Here is a 13,976-nt window from a genome sequence, read left to right as displayed (position 1 = left end):
CGCCCTGCCGCCGCACATCGCCATATCGCCGCCACACCGTTGGATTGTCTTCCCGGAACCAATCGTCTACGTAAGGCGGCTCGGCCATGAGGCCGGGCCGAGGCGCGCCCTGTTCGGAACCCTGTGATGACCGATATCTTCCGCGAAGTCGACGAAGCCCTGCGCGAGGATCGCGTCAAGGCGATCTGGAACCGCTACGGCAGGCTGATCGTCGCCGGCGCGGTCGCGATCGTCCTCGGCACCGCCGCCTTCGTCGGCTGGCGCAGCTACAGCCAGAGCCAGGCGCAGTCGCAGACCCGGGCCCTGGTCGACGCCCAGCAGCAGGCCGCCGCCGACCCGCAGAACGCCGCCTCGATCTATGCCGCCGTCGCCGCCGACAGCAGCGCCGATCGGGCGGCGCTGGCCCGCCTCCTGGAGGCGCGCGCCGATCTCGATGCCGGCAAGCGCGACGAGGCGGGCAAGACCTACGAGCAGATCGCCGGCGACAGCGGCGTCAACCCGGTGGTGCGTGACCTCGCGCGCCTCTACGCGGTGACGGCCCGGCTCGACGACGGCGACCCCGCGGCGCTGGACACCAAGCTGGCGCCCCTGGCCGCCGACGGCTCGCCCTGGCGTGCCTCGGCGCGCGAGCTGCAGGGCCTCCTGGCCCTGCGCCAGGGCGACAAGGCCAAGGCCCGTGAGATCTTCGAGGCGCTGGCCAAGGACCCGGCCTCGCCCCCCGGCGTGCGCAGCCGGGCCGACCAGCTTCTGAGCATTTCGAGCAATTGAGGGATCACGCCATGCGGCGACGCCACCTGCCGACCCGGGTCTCCATCGTTGCGCTCGCCGGGTTGCTCAGCGCCTGCAGCTGGTTCAAGGATGAGAAGACCCCGCTGCCGGGCGAACGCATCCCGGTGATCAGCCGCACCCAGGACCTGGCGCCCGCGGCCGATGCCGGCCAGCCCAGCGTGCTGCCGGCGGTGCGCACCAATGCCGACTGGCGCAACCCGGGCGGCGCCGTGAACCACGTCAACGGCAACCTGGCGCTGAAGATCCCGTTCCAGCGGGTGTGGAGCACCAGCATCGGCACCGGCGACAGCAGCACGACCGCGCTGCTGAGCAGCCCGGTGGTCGCCGATGGCAGGGTCTACGTCACCGACGCCGCCGGGCGGCTGAACTCGATCGACGCCGCCACCGGCCGCTCCGACTGGCGGGTGCGGGTGGCGGATCCGGAGCAGGACAGCGTGCCGATCGGCGGCGGCGCCGCCTATGCCGACGGCGTGGTCTACGCCACCACCGGCTTCGGCGAGGCGGTGGCGGTCGACCCGAAGAACGGCGGCCTGATCTGGCGCAGCAAGCTGGCCGGGCCGGTGCGCGGCGCGCCGACCGTGACCCAGGGCCGCCTGATCGCCATCACCATCGACAACCAGACCGAGGTGCTGGACGCCAAGACCGGCACCGAGGTGTGGAACCATGCCGGCATCACCGAATCCTCCGCCCTGCTCGGCGGCGGCAGCGCCGCGGTCGACAACGGCGTGGTGGTGGTACCCTATTCCTCGGGCGAGCTGTACGGGCTGCGGATCGAGAACGGCCGGCCGGTGTGGTCGGCCAATGTCGGCGGCGGCGCCGCCCGCGCCGCGGGCGCCCTGGCCGGCCTCGCCGACATCACCGCCCCGCCGGCGGTCGACGGCGACCTGGTGGTCGCGGTCAGCCACGGCAACCAGGCGGTCGGCGTCGACATGCGCTCGGGCGTCGCGGTCTGGGAGCAGCCGATCAGCGGCACGCAGATGCCCTGGGTGGCCGGCGACACCATCTATCTCGTCACCACCGACGGCGTGGTCGTGGCGCTGGCCCGCAACACCGGCAAGGTGCGCTGGACCCGCGAGCTGGAGCGCTGGACCGACCCCGAGGACAAGGAAGGCCCGATCACCTGGACCGGCCCGGTCCTGGCCGGCGACACGCTGCTGCTGGCCAGCTCGACCGGACAGGGCGTGCTGATCTCGCCCAGGACCGGCGAGGTCACCGGCCATTTCGAGACCGACCCGACACGGATCACCCCGGTTGTCGCCGACGGGACGCTGTATATTCTCAGCACGGGCGGCACGCTGACCGCCTATCGCTGAGCAGATCGAGCGCATGTCCTTCACCCTCGCCATCATCGGCCGGCCGAATGTCGGAAAATCGACGCTGTTCAACCGGCTGGTGGGCAAGCGCTCGGCGCTGGTCGACGACACCCCGGGGGTGACGCGCGACCGGCGGATCGGCGAGGGCAAGCTGGCCGATCTGCGCTTCCGCGTGATCGACACCGCCGGCCTCGAGGAGGCGTTCGACGACAGCCTCGAGGCGCGGATGCGTCAGCAGACCGAGATCGCGCTGCGCGAATCCGACGTCGCGCTGATGCTGATCGACGCCCGCGCCGGGGTGACGCCGCTGGACAAGCACTTCGCGCAATGGCTGCGGCGGCAGGGCCGGCAGGTGCTGCTGCTGGCCAACAAATGCGAGGGCCGCGCCGCCGAGGCCGGGATGCACGAGGCCTGGTCGCTGGGGCTGGGCGAGCCGATCGGCATCTCCGCCGCCCATGGCGAGGGGCTGGCCGACCTGGCCGAGGCGCTGCGGCCGCTGATGCCGGCCGAGGATGGCGGCGCGGCCGAGGGCGCCGGCGAGGACGACGACGCCATGCCGGAGGAGGAAGGCGACGGCGACACGGTCGATCCGGAGCGCGACCTGACGCGGCCGATCCGCCTCGCCATCATCGGCCGCCCCAATGCCGGCAAGTCGACCCTGATGAACGCGCTGCTGCGCGAGGAGCGGGTGCTGACCGGGCCCGAGGCCGGCATCACCCGCGACGCCATCGGCGTCGACTGGACCTGGCGCGGCCAGGCGATCCATCTGGTCGACACCGCCGGGCTGCGGCGCAAGGCCAGGATCGACAAGCACGACGACCGGATCGAGTTCATGTCGGTCGGCGAGACGCTGGAGACGATCCGCCTCGCCCATGTCTGCGTGCTGATGCTGGACGCCGCGGCGATCCTGGACAAGCAGGACCTGACCATCGCCCGGCACGTGATCGAGGAAGGCCGCGCCCTGGTGATCGCGGTCAACAAATGGGATGCGGTCGAGGACCATGCCGCGGCGCTGCAGCAGTTGCGCGACCGGATGGAGACCTCCCTGCCCCAGGCGCGCGGCGTGCCGACCGTCACGATCTCCGCCCTGCGCGGCCAGAAGCTGGACAAGCTGATGGACGCGGTGCTGGACATCCACCGCGTGTGGAACCGCCGGGTGCGCACCGGGCCGCTGAACCGCTGGCTGCCGGCGATGCTGGAGGCGCATCCGCCGCCGCTGGTGCGCGGCCGCCGCCTGAAGATCCGCTACATCACCCAGGTCAAGGCACGGCCGCCGACCTTCGCCCTGTTCGTGTCCCAGGCCGAGGAGTTCCCGGAGAGCTATCTGCGTTACCTGGTGAACGGGCTGCGCGAGAGCTTCGACCTGACCGGCGTGCCGATCCGGATGGTGCTGCGCCAGCCGAAAAACCCCTACGCCGACAAGAGCTGACGGCCTCCGCCGGTTGCCGGACGATTGCAATCGGGCCGAGGCGGGGCCAGAGTCCGACCCCTTTCGGGAGGAGATCGGATGATTCACGAGCTGCGCGTCTATCACTGCGTGCCGGGCAAGCTGCCGGCGCTGCTGAACCGCTTCGAGACCATCACCCTGAAGATCTGGGAGCGCTTCGGCATCCGCCAGGCCGGCTTCTGGACGGTCGAGATCGGCGAGAGCAACCACGCCCTGTACTACCTGCTGGAATGGGAGTCCCTGGCCGAGCGGGAGCAGAAATGGTCGGCCTTCACCGCCGATCCGGAGTGGCTGGAGAAGCGCGCCGGGACCGAGCGCGACGGCCCGATCGTCGCCCGCGTCACCAACGCCATCCTGAAGCCGACCGCCTTTTCCAAGGTCAAGTAGCCAGCAACCGACCGACAGGGGCGGCCGGTTCCGGCCGCCCTTTCCTTTTGCCGGAGGGGATGATGACGAAGACTTCGACCGACCGGGAGCACTGGGCCCGCGTCGCCCGGGACTGGACGGCCTGGGCGCGGAAGCCGGGCCACGACGCGTTCTGGGCCTATCGCGAGGCGCTGGTCGGCTATATCGGACGGGGTTCGGGCGAGGCGCTGGACCTCGGCTGCGGCGAGGGCCGGGTGTCGCGCGAGCTGATGGCGCTGGGCTACCGCGTCACGGCTTCAGACACCGTCGCGGAGATGGTGGAGATCGCGGCCGAGGCGCGGTCTGCCCATGACTACGCCGTGGCCGACGCCGCCGCCCTGCCCTTCGAGGACGGCCGTTTCGACCTGGTGGTCGCCTACAACATGCTGATGGATGTCGACGACGTGCCGGCGGCGGTGCGCGAGATCCGCCGCGTGCTGCGGCCGGGCGGCACTTTGATGGTGTCGCTGGTCCATCCGTTCCGCGACCGTGGCCGCTTCGCCGGGCCGGAGCCGGAGGCGCCCTTCCTCTTCGAGGGCAGCTATTACGGCCGGGTGCGCTTCGAGGGCAGCGAGGAGCGCGACGGGCTGCGCATGGACTTCGCCGGCTGGTCGCAGCCGCTCGAGGCCTATGCCGCGGCGCTGGAGGCGGCCGGCCTCGCCATCACCTCGATCCGCGAGCCGCAGCCGGACCATCCGGAGGGCAACACCCTGCTGCAGCAATGGTCGCGGCTGCCGCTGTTCCTGTGGCTGAAGGCCCGGCCGCTGGCGTGACGGCCTCTCTTGATTGTCATTGCCGGGCTTGACCCGGCAATCCAGGGGCCACCCCTAGCGGCCTCGACATTCCCTGGATGCCCGGGTCAAGCCCGGGCATGACAGAAAGGAGAATGAAAACAGGTAATTATCCGAGGATCTTCCCCGGGTTGAGGATCGCCTTCGGGTCCAGCGCCGCCTTCACCGCCGCCATCGCCGCCCGCCGCGCCGGGTCGCCGTAGCGGCGGAAGGCGTCCTGCTTCTCCAGCCCGATGCCGTGCTCGGCGGAGAAGGAGCCGCCGGCCTCGGCCAGACCGTCATAGAGGATCGCCTCGATCCGCGGCTCGGACCCGGCCGGCCGGTCGCCGACCATCACGTGCAGGTTGCCGTCGGCGAGATGGCCGAAGACATAGACCCGCATCGCCGGGGAGAAGGCGGCGGCCAGATCCGCCCGGATCCGCGACACGTATCCGGGCAGCGCCGACAGAGGCACCGAGACGTCGAAGGTCTTGGCGTCCGGGCAGGCGCGGCCGATCGCATCGGAATCGTCGCGGATGCGCCAGAACAGCTCGCGCTGCCGCTCGTTCTGCGCCAGGGCGGCGCCGGTGACCGCCCCCTCCTCCCACAGCGCCCCGATCTCCGCCTCCATCGCCGCGGCGATGTCGGTGTCGGGGTCCTGCTCGGCCTCGGTCAGGAGATAGACCGGCGCCGGGTCCAGGCCGAAGCCGGACAGCGCCTGGCCGTGCTCCTGCGCCACCGTCTCGGCATAGGCGTGCCACATGATCTCGAGCGCCCGCAGCCGGCCGGGGAAGCGGTCGCGCAGCCGCCCGGCGGCGGTCAGCGCCGCCTCGGCCGAGGTGCAGGCGACCAGCGCCGTCGCCGCCGGCGGCACCAGCCGCTCCAGCCGGATCACGGCGCGGGTGACGATGCCGAGCGTGCCCTCGGAGCCGACGATCAGGTCCTTCAGGTCGTAGCCGGTGTTGTTCTTCAGCACCCGCACCAGGTCGGAGACCACGGTGCCGTCGGCGCGCAGGAATTCGAGACCCAGCACCCGGTGGCGCATGGTGCCGCGGCGGAACGCCTCGATCCCGCCGGCGTTGGTCGCGATCATCCCGCCGATGGTGGCGGAGCCGCGGGCGGCGAGGTCGATGCCCGGCGTCAGGCCGTGCTCCGTCGCCGCCTCCTGCAGCCGCTGCAGCGTCACCCCGGTCTCGACCACGGCGAGGCGCGCGGCGGTGTCGATCTCCAGGATCCGGTCGAGCCGGCGGGTGCTGAGCACGATCTGCCCCGGGCGCGAGGCGCCGCCACCGACCAGCCCGGTGCGGCCGCCGTGCGGAACGACGGAAACACCCGCTTCGTGGCACAGCGCCAGCACCGCCGACGCCTCCTCAACGCTGCGCGGCGAGGCCTGGATCCCGGCGGCCAGGTTGTCCGGATGATAGCCGGGATCGGTGCCCGCCAGGGCCTCGGCCCGGGCCACCCCGCCCGGGCCGAGCAGCGCATCGAGGCGGGCGAGGAAGGCGGCGTCGAGGCCAGCCTGGGGATTGGGGGGCGGTCATGGCATTCCCGGTCGGTGACGGCCGAGAATGGCGGGGGCGGCCGCGTGGATCAAGGCCGGGCCGGAGACAACGGCACGAGCCCCCTCCCCCTGCCCCCTCCCGCAGGGGAGGGGGAGAGTGAAGAGGAGGCATGGCTCAACTATCCTCCCCCTCCCCTCACGGGAGGGGTTAGGGGGAGAGGGTTGTCGCCCCCAAGAACCGCCTCAAGCCGCCTTCCGCGCCGCGACGAAGACCGACTCGTCGGCGCCGAGCGGCACCGGCTCCGGCCGCTGGCAGACGCTTTCGATCACGACGTGCCGGCCCTCGGCCGAGGAGCGGCCGAACGCCTCCATCACCTCCAGCGCATGCAGCGCCAGCTCGCCCGAGGCGCGGTGCGGCCGGCCCTCGCGGATCGCGACGGCCATGTCGAGCGCGCCGATGATGCGGTAATCGGCCACCGAGCGGCCGTCCTTCAGCGGCCGGTTCGGCGCGCCGAAGGGATGGGCCGAAATGTCGACATCCTGCCAGTCGCCGGCCTGGGCGGTGACCTGCGGCGCGCCGCCGAAGAAGTTCGGGTCGGGCACCAGCAGCGAGCCCTCGGTGCCGTAGATCTCGAACGGGATGCGCTTGTTCTTCCACACGTCCCAGGAGGCGGTCAGCGAGATGTTGGCACCGCTCTCGAACTCCAGCACGCCGTTGACCGTGGTCGGCACCTCGACCTGGATGATCTGGCCATTGAGCGGCTCGCTGGTGACGGTGCGGGTCGGATACCCCTTGGTGGCGACCGCCGCCACCCGCTTCACCGGCCCCAGCAGGTTGATCAGCTGGGTGACGTAGTACGGCCCGATGTCGAGGATCGGTCCGCCGCCCGGCTTGAAGAAGAACTCCGGGTTCGGGTGCCAGCTTTCCATGCCACGCGAGATCACCGCCGCGGCGCCGCCGACTACCTGGCCGATGCGGCCCTCGTCGATCAGGCGGCGGCAGGCCTGGTGGGCGCCGCCGAGGAAGGTGTCGGGGGCGCAGCCGATGCGCAGGCCGGCCGCCGCCGCGGCCTGGGCCAGGGCGCGGGCATCGGTCAGCGTCGCCGCCAGCGGCTTCTCCGAATAGACATGCTTGCCGGCGGCGATGATCTGCAGCCCGACTGCGGCATGGGCCAGCGGCACGGTCAGGTTGATGACGATCTCGATCTCCGGATCGGCCAGCAGCTCTTCGACCGAAAGCGCGGCGACGCCGTATTGCCGGGCCTTGGCTTCGGCGGCCTCGTGCCGCAGGTCGGCGCAGGCCTTGACGCGCACCAGGCCGGAGCCGGCGGCGCCGCGGAAATAGGCATCGCTGATGTTGCCGCAGCCGATGATGCCGAGGGTGACGGGGGTCATGTGGGAAGTCTCCGGGGGTGGTGCGGTCGGATCGGCCGACCCGCCCCCTCACCCTCCCAGCCCTGCGGGCTGGGCCCCTCCCTCTCCCCGAGGAGAGGGATTGGTCACCTCTCCTCGGGGAGAGGTCGGAACCGCGTCAGCGGTTCCGGGTGAGGGGGTGGCTCCGGCCGATGGTCTTCAGAGCGGTCAGGCCGGCAGGCCCTTGAGGAAGTCGAAGCTGGCCTTGGCGAAGGCGTCGGGGTGCTTGGGGTTGTCGTGCTCGACCACCATCCATTCGGCGCCCGCCGACCGGCATTCGCGCCACAGCCGCGGCCAGTCGAGCGTGCCGGTGCCGACATCGGTCCAGCCGTCCTCGTCGGTCTTCTGGCCGGCCGGGGCGATGTCCTTGACATGGGCCGAGACGACGCGCGCCTTCTCCTTCGCCAGCCAGTCGGACGGGTCGGCGCCGCCGCGCGCCAGCCAGGCGACGTCGACCTGCCAGGTCAGCGGATGGCCGTTGGCGCCGTCGAAGAAATGCGCCAGCGCCGGCCGGCCGTCCTCCATCGCCTCCAACTCCCAATGATGGTTGTGGTAGCCGAGCTTGATGCCGCGGTCGGCGAGGCGGGCGGCGAACTCGCCGAGCTCCTGCCCTGCCCTGTGCCAGTGCTCGCCGCCGCCCTTGCGCTCCTCCGTCGGCAGCGCCGGCATGAACAGCTGGGTGATGCCGACCGTCTTGGCGCCCTCGACCACCCAGTCGAGCCGCTCGCGCAGCGCCGGCAGGCCGATATGGCCGGACGACGCCGTCAGGCCGCGGGAATCGAGCTTGCGGCGCGTGCCGGCCGCGTCGTCGAAATGCGACTGGATCGTCTCGACATGCCGGTAGCCGGCGGCGGCCACGGCGTCGAGCTGCCTGTCGAGGTCCCCATAGTTGCGAAGGCTGTAGAGCTGGATGGAGATCACATCCGGAGTGGACATCGCTTCCTCTTGGTTTGGCGCCGGCGTCACAGCCGGCGTTCGGTCTGGGTGCTGAACAGGGAGGCCTTGGACAGGTCGAGCGCGAGACGCGCCCCGCCCGACAGGGCCCGCGCCCGGTCCGGCGGCAGGCGGACGGAGACGCGCTTGCCGGCCAGGTCGAACCAAGCCAGCGTGTCGGCGCCCATCGGCTCGGTGAAGATCAGCGGCGCGTCGACCGGGACGCCCGGCGCGCCATCGTCGGCCAGGCCGATATCCTCCGGCCGGAAGCCGAGCACGATCTCGTCCCCCGCCGCCGGCTCGTCCAGGAAGGGATAGGCGCCGAGCGGCAGGTCGTGGCCCTCGATCCGCGCCGCCATGCCGTCGGACGGCACCACCGTGCCGGGCAGGAAGTTCATCGCCGGCGAGCCGACGAAGCCGGCCACGAACAGCGTCTGCGGCTTCTCGTACAGCGTCTGCGGGTCGGCATACTGCTCCACCTGCCCGCCCTTCATCACCGCGATCCGGGTCGCCAGCGTCATCGCCTCGACCTGGTCGTGGGTGACGTAGATGATGGTGGTGCCGAGCTCCTGGTGCAGGCGCTTGATCTCGACCCGCATCTCGGTGCGCAGCTTGGCGTCGAGGTTGGACAGCGGCTCGTCGAACAGGAACACCTTGGCGTCGCGCACCAGGGCCCGGCCGATCGCCACGCGCTGGCGCTGCCCGCCTGAGAGCTGGCCCGGCTTGCGGTCCAGCAGCTCGCGGATCTGCAGCAGGTCGGCGGCCCAGGCGACGCGCTTCTCCACCTCCTCCTTCGGCACGCGGTTGACGCGCAGCCCGAACGACAGGTTCTTGCGCACCGTCATGGTCGGGTAGAGGGCGTAGGACTGGAACACCATGGCCAGGCCGCGGGCGCTCGGCTCGGCGTCGGTGACGTCGACACCGCCGATCACGATCTCGCCGGAATCGACGTCGTCGAGGCCGGCGATGGCGTTGAGCAGGGTGGACTTGCCGCAGCCCGAGGGGCCGAGCAGCACGGTGAAGGCGCCGGGATCGACCTCGATGTCGATCTCGCGCAGCACGTGCAGCGGGCCGTAGGACTTGTTCAGGCGGCGGATCGAGATGCCGGAGGACATACGGATCACCCTTTCACGGCGCCCGAGGCGATGCCGCGGACGAAGTACCGACCGGAGAGGAAGTAGACGACCAGCGGCGGGATCGCGGTCAGCAGCGTCGCCGCCATGTCGACGTTGTATTCGACCTCTCCGGTCGTGGTGTTGACGATGTTGTTGAGCTGGACCGTCATCGGCAGGTTCTCGCGGCCGGCGAAGATCAGCCCCAGCAGATAGTCGTTCCAGATGCCGGTGACCTGCAGGATCAGGGCGACCATGAGGATGTTCAGCGACATCGGTAGCATGATCTGGAGGAAGATGCGGAAGAAGCCGGCGCCGTCGACCCGGGCGGCCTTGACCAGCTCCTCCGGCAGGCCGGCATAGAAGTTGCGGAAGATCAGCGTCAGCACCGGCAGGCCGAAGACGATGTGGATCAGCACGATCCCCGGCAGCGTGCCGTAGAGCGACAGGGTCGAGAACACCTTCACCAGCGGATAGAGGATCACCTGGTAGGGGATGAAGGCGCCCAGCATCAGCGCGGTCAGGATCAGGTTGGCGCCGCGGAAGCGCCATTGCGCCAGGGCGTAGCCGTTGAGCGCGCTGATCAGGATCGACAGGACCACGCTCGGCACCAGGATCTTGACCGAGTTCCAGAAGCCGACATGCAGCCCGTCGCAGAACAGGCCGGTGCAGGCCGAGAACCAGGCCTTGTCCCAGGCCTCCAGCGTCGGCGCCGCCGGCAGGGCGAAGAGCGAGCCCTGGCGGATCTCGTCCATCGGCTTCAGCGAGGTGTTGAAGGCGATCAGCAGCGGGATGGCGAAGAACAGCGCCGAGACCACCAGGAAGGCGTAGAGCCCGAGGCGCCCGGCGGTGCCGCGCGACGAGGCCCGGCGGGCGGCGCGCGGGATGGCGCCGGCGACGACGGTGTCGGTCATCGGTTCCTCCGCCCGAGCTCGATGTAGAGATAGGGGGCCAGCGCCGCCAGCACCGCGGCCAGCATGACCACGGCGCCGGCCGAGGCGAGGCCGACATTGGCGCGCTCGAAGGTCAGGTCGACCACGAACTTGGCCGGCATGTCGGTGGCGTTGCCGGGGCCGCCACGGGTCATGGCGACGACCAGGTCGTAGCTCTTCACCACCGCGATCGCGAGCAGGACGACGCAGGTGACGATCAGCGGCCGCAGCATCGGCAGCACGATCGAGAGATAGGTGCGCCAGCGCGGGATGCCCTCGACCCGCGCCGCCCGCCAGATCTCGTGGTCGATGCCGCGCAGCCCGGCCAGCATGATCGCCATGATCAGGCCCGAGGAATGCCAAACCGCGGCGAGCACCAGGGTATAGATCGCCTTGTCGCGGTCGACGATCCAGTCGAAGGTGAAGCTCTCCCAGCCCAGCCCGCGGACGAAGTCCTGCAGCCCCATGGTCGGGTTGAGGAACCACTGCCAGGCCAGGCCGGTGACGATGAAGGACATCGACAGCGGGTACAGGAAGACCGTGCGGAACACGCCTTCGAACCGGACCTTCTGGTCGATCAGCACGGCGAGCAGCGTGCCGAAGATCAGCGCCGTCACGATGAACAGCCCGCCGAAGATGAACATGTTGCTGAAGGCGGTGTGCCAGCGCGCGGTTCCGAACAGGCGCACATACTGGCCGATCCCGGTGAAGGTGTAGTTCGGCACCAGCCCGGAACGGGTGAAGGAGATGTAGATCGTCCACAGGATCGCGCCGTAGAAGCACACCGCCATGATCAGGACGGTGGGCGCAATCACGGCCTTGGCCGCCGGATAGCGGATGCGGAGCGCGGACATGGTCCCTCCCGGATGGCTCCCGGCGGCGGGCCGCCGGGAGCGGTGGGGATCAGAGATCGGCGTTGGCGACGATGTCGGCGAACTGCTTGGCCGCGTCCGCCGTCGTCATCTCCGGCGTGGTCCAGAACTGGGCGACCAGGTCGTTGATCTGGCCTTCGACGTCGTTGTTGAAGCCCAGCGCGGTGTTGGGGATCTGGTTGTTGACGTCCGCCAGCACCTTCTGGCCGGCCTGGGCGCAGGGGTCGAGGGTCCCGACATCGGCGTCCAGCCGGGCCGGCAGGGCGCCCTTGAACTGGTTGAACCTGACCTGCACCGCCGGGTCCATCATCACCTCGGCCAGCAGCTTCTGCGCCTTGACCTTGGCCTCGTCGGTCTGCTTCGGGAAGACGAAGACGTCGACCGTCAGAATGTAGGCGTCCTGCGTGCCCGGGGCCAGGACGCAGCCGAACTCCTTGCCCGGGGTCAGCCCCGCGGACGCGAATTCGCCCTTGGCCCAGTCGCCCATGATCTGCATCGCCGCCTTGTTGCTGGCGACCATCATGGTGGTGTCGTTCCACTTCCGGCCGGCATGGCCCTCGTCGACATAGTCCTTGAGGCGGCGCAGCGTCTCGAACGCCTTCACCGTGCCCGGGCCGCCCGCCAGCTCGGCGTCGTGATCGACATAGATCTTGCGGTAGGTGTCCTTGCCGGCAGTGCCGGCCAGGATGGCGCCGAACAGCAGCCCTTCCTGCCACGGCTCGCCGCCCAGGCCGAAGGGGATGTAGCCCTTGGCCTTGATCTTGTCGGCGACGGTGAAGAACTCGTCCCAGGTCTTCGGCGGTTCGACCCCGACCTCGGCGAAGATCTTGGTCGAGTACCACATCCAGTTGTTGCCATGGATGTCGGTCGGCACCGCGACGACGTGATCGTCATAGGTGTTGTTCTTGACGATCAGCGGCGGCAGCACCTTCTCCCAGCCGCCTGCGGCCGCGAGGTCGTCGAGCTCGGTCAGGAGCCCCTCCTCCGCCAGCTTGCGCACGGCGACGCCGGCGTTCCACTGCGCGGCCGAGGGCGGGTCACCGCCGGCGATCCGGTTCATGGCCGAGGCGCGCGCCGCCTGGCCGCCGACCACGGCGCTGTCGATCCAGGTGCCGCCGCGCTTCTTGAACTCCTCGGCGAAGACGCTGATCGCCTTGGATTCGCCGCCGCTGGTCCACCAATGGACCACGTCGACCGTCTGTGCAGCCGCCGTACTCGCCCCTGCCGCTGCTATTGCACTGCAAAACGCAGCGGATAGCAGAAGTTTCTGGGAAAAACTCATAAGATTCCTCCCTCGATTTATTCGGTCACCGGCTCATCGAATCCCATCACCGCCCGCAGAACGGGCAGCGAACATTGGAACTGCAGCGCATTCCGTATTTTGACCGGATCGTACAATCGATTACATTGGGGCGTCAACCGCGGAATTGGGGAACGAATATTGCCTTCCTGCGGGAATGGGCGGAACCGCACCAGGATGATCGACATCGCCCGGCTGGCCGGGGTTTCGGTGGCGACGGTCAGCCGCGCGCTGACCGGCTCGCCCCTGGTCACGGCCGAGACGCGCGAGCGGATCGAGGCGGCGGTGCGCCAGACCGGCTATGCGGTGAACCCGCTGGCGCGCGGCCTCAGGCGGCAGGAGGCGCGGCAGATCCTGGTGCTGGTGCCGGACATCGCCAACCCGTTCTTCTCCGAGGTGCTGCTGGGGATCGAGGAGGAGGCGGCGGCGCGCGGCTTCAGCATGCTGGTCGGCAACACCGCCAAGGATCCGGCGCGCGAGGACCGGCACGCCGGGCAGCTGCTGACCGGCGCGGTCGACGGCCTGATCCTGCTGAACGGTCGGCTGCCGCCCCGCCTGCAGCGCGACCGCGACCATGACGGCCGGATCGTGGCAGTGTCCGAGGCGATTCCCGGCGGCCGGGTGCCGGTGGTGGGCATCGACAACGAAGGCGCGGCGGCCGCGGTCGTGGCCCATCTCGCCGGGCTCGGCCACCGCCGCATCGGCCACATCGCCGGGCCGGAAAGCAACATCCTGACGCGGCAGCGCCTGGCCGGCTACGGCGCCGGGCTGCTCGCCGCAGGCCTGGCCGCCGAGCCGGCGCTGATCCGCCACGGCGACTTCACCATCCCGAGCGGCGAGGCGGCGATGGCGGCGCTGCTGGCCCTGCCCTCCCCGCCGACCGCGGTGTTCTGCAGCAACGACGAGATGGCGATCGGCGCTATCCGGGTGCTACGCCAGGCCGGGCGCGATGCCCCGCGGGACGTAGCGGTGGCCGGATTCGACGACATCCAGTTCGCCGGTACCTACGAGCCGCCGCTGACCACGATCCGCCAGCCGCGCCGCCGCATGGGCGCGGAGGCGATGGCGCTCCTGGACCGCCGCGTCGCCGGCGAGCCCGGTGCCGGCGGCGACGTCACCCTGCCCTTCACGCTGGTGGAGCGCCGGAGCAGCCGGACCTGAGCGCCACCTCCCCGACCTGCTTCGCGTC

13 protein-coding genes are annotated in these 13,976 nt (G+C 70.4%); 6 read left to right on the top strand and 7 right to left on the bottom strand.

The genetic code is table 11. The annotated features are described in order from the left end of the window. Window positions 1-126: 126 nt before the first annotated feature. The 5 genes from G537_RS0131925 to G537_RS0131905 all read left to right on the top strand — a co-directional run bounded on the left by G537_RS0131925 (window position 127) and on the right by G537_RS0131905 (window position 4,727). Window positions 127-768, top strand: coding sequence for a tetratricopeptide repeat protein (locus tag G537_RS0131925; protein WP_026873496.1), 642 nt, complete (start codon window positions 127-129; stop codon window positions 766-768). An 11-nt stretch (window positions 769-779) separates the two neighbouring features. After that, window positions 780-2,102 carry an outer membrane protein assembly factor BamB family protein gene (locus G537_RS0131920; protein ID WP_026873495.1) on the top strand — a complete coding sequence of 441 codons (1,323 nt, stop codon included), beginning with the start codon at window positions 780-782 and terminating at the stop codon, window positions 2,100-2,102. A gap of 13 nt (window positions 2,103-2,115) precedes the next feature. Further along, the gene (gene der / locus G537_RS0131915) at window positions 2,116-3,531 is read left to right on the top strand and encodes a ribosome biogenesis GTPase Der (RefSeq protein WP_026873494.1); all 1,416 of its coding nucleotides are present in this window, start codon (window positions 2,116-2,118) and stop codon (window positions 3,529-3,531) included. A gap of 78 nt (window positions 3,532-3,609) precedes the next feature. After that, window positions 3,610-3,936 carry an NIPSNAP family protein gene (locus G537_RS0131910; RefSeq protein WP_026873493.1) on the top strand — a complete coding sequence of 109 codons (327 nt, stop codon included), beginning with the start codon at window positions 3,610-3,612 and terminating at the stop codon, window positions 3,934-3,936. Window positions 3,937-3,998: 62 nt separating this feature from the next. After that, window positions 3,999-4,727 carry a class I SAM-dependent methyltransferase gene (locus tag G537_RS0131905; protein ID WP_026873492.1) on the top strand — a complete coding sequence of 243 codons (729 nt, stop codon included), beginning with the start codon at window positions 3,999-4,001 and terminating at the stop codon, window positions 4,725-4,727. A gap of 127 nt (window positions 4,728-4,854) precedes the next feature. Here the strand turns inward: G537_RS0131905 and G537_RS0131900 are convergent, their stop codons facing one another. The 7 genes from G537_RS0131900 to G537_RS0131870 form a co-directional block, all read right to left on the bottom strand. Further along, window positions 4,855-6,186 carry an FAD-binding oxidoreductase gene (locus G537_RS0131900; protein WP_169516747.1) on the bottom strand — a complete coding sequence of 444 codons (1,332 nt, stop codon included), beginning with the start codon at window positions 6,184-6,186 and terminating at the stop codon, window positions 4,855-4,857. Window positions 6,187-6,468: 282 nt separating this feature from the next. Further along, complete coding sequence (locus G537_RS0131895) at window positions 6,469-7,620, bottom strand: Gfo/Idh/MocA family protein (protein ID WP_026873490.1); 1,152 nt, start codon at window positions 7,618-7,620, stop codon at window positions 6,469-6,471. A gap of 186 nt (window positions 7,621-7,806) precedes the next feature. After that, on the bottom strand, window positions 7,807-8,574 hold the full coding sequence (locus G537_RS0131890; protein WP_026873489.1) for a sugar phosphate isomerase/epimerase family protein: 768 nt from the start codon (window positions 8,572-8,574) through the stop codon (window positions 7,807-7,809). 26 nt (window positions 8,575-8,600) lie between these two features. Next, a complete protein-coding gene (locus G537_RS0131885; protein WP_034853752.1) occupies window positions 8,601-9,686 on the bottom strand; it encodes an ABC transporter ATP-binding protein in 1,086 nt (361 codons plus the stop codon). Between the two features lie 5 nt (window positions 9,687-9,691). Then, complete coding sequence (locus G537_RS0131880) at window positions 9,692-10,597, bottom strand: carbohydrate ABC transporter permease (protein ID WP_026873487.1); 906 nt, start codon at window positions 10,595-10,597, stop codon at window positions 9,692-9,694. Continuing rightward, window positions 10,594-11,469, bottom strand: a complete 876-nt coding sequence (locus tag G537_RS0131875; protein WP_026873486.1) for a carbohydrate ABC transporter permease — start codon at window positions 11,467-11,469, stop codon at window positions 10,594-10,596. The genes G537_RS0131880 and G537_RS0131875 overlap by 4 nt, the downstream gene beginning before the upstream one ends. A 49-nt stretch (window positions 11,470-11,518) precedes the next feature. After that, window positions 11,519-12,676 (bottom strand): ABC transporter substrate-binding protein, encoded by a 1,158-nt coding sequence (locus G537_RS0131870; protein ID WP_211230584.1) that lies wholly within the window; start codon window positions 12,674-12,676, stop codon window positions 11,519-11,521. A gap of 288 nt (window positions 12,677-12,964) precedes the next feature. Here G537_RS0131870 and G537_RS0131865 point away from each other — a divergent pair, with 288 nt between their 5' ends. After that, window positions 12,965-13,948, top strand: a complete 984-nt coding sequence (locus G537_RS0131865) for a LacI family DNA-binding transcriptional regulator (protein ID WP_026873484.1) — start codon at window positions 12,965-12,967, stop codon at window positions 13,946-13,948. Window positions 13,949-13,976 lie beyond the last annotated feature (28 nt).

Source organism: Inquilinus limosus DSM 16000, from assembly GCF_000423185.1.
GTDB lineage: Bacteria > Pseudomonadota > Alphaproteobacteria > DSM-16000 > Inquilinaceae > Inquilinus > Inquilinus limosus.
The sequence above is the reverse complement of the archived record's forward strand: the minus strand, read 5'-3'. Positions and strand labels throughout refer to the sequence as shown.

What these genes read in the sequence shown, in the direction of transcription:
- G537_RS0131905 (WP_026873492.1), top strand. Translation starts at nt 3,999, where the DNA reads ATGACGAAGACTTCGACCGACCGGGAGCACTGGGCCCGCGTCGCCCGG.
- G537_RS0131865 (WP_026873484.1), top strand. Translation starts at nt 12,965, where the DNA reads ATGATCGACATCGCCCGGCTGGCCGGGGTTTCGGTGGCGACGGTCAGC.
- G537_RS0131880 (WP_026873487.1), bottom strand. Translation starts at nt 10,597, where the DNA reads ATGACCGACACCGTCGTCGCCGGCGCCATCCCGCGCGCCGCCCGCCGG.
- der (WP_026873494.1), top strand. Translation starts at nt 2,116, where the DNA reads ATGTCCTTCACCCTCGCCATCATCGGCCGGCCGAATGTCGGAAAATCG.
- G537_RS0131910 (WP_026873493.1), top strand. Translation starts at nt 3,610, where the DNA reads ATGATTCACGAGCTGCGCGTCTATCACTGCGTGCCGGGCAAGCTGCCG.
- G537_RS0131920 (WP_026873495.1), top strand. Translation starts at nt 780, where the DNA reads ATGCGGCGACGCCACCTGCCGACCCGGGTCTCCATCGTTGCGCTCGCC.
- G537_RS0131890 (WP_026873489.1), bottom strand. Translation starts at nt 8,574, where the DNA reads ATGTCCACTCCGGATGTGATCTCCATCCAGCTCTACAGCCTTCGCAAC.
- G537_RS0131925 (WP_026873496.1), top strand. Translation starts at nt 127, where the DNA reads ATGACCGATATCTTCCGCGAAGTCGACGAAGCCCTGCGCGAGGATCGC.
- G537_RS0131875 (WP_026873486.1), bottom strand. Translation starts at nt 11,469, where the DNA reads ATGTCCGCGCTCCGCATCCGCTATCCGGCGGCCAAGGCCGTGATTGCG.
- G537_RS0131895 (WP_026873490.1), bottom strand. Translation starts at nt 7,620, where the DNA reads ATGACCCCCGTCACCCTCGGCATCATCGGCTGCGGCAACATCAGCGAT.
- G537_RS0131885 (WP_034853752.1), bottom strand. Translation starts at nt 9,686, where the DNA reads ATGTCCTCCGGCATCTCGATCCGCCGCCTGAACAAGTCCTACGGCCCG.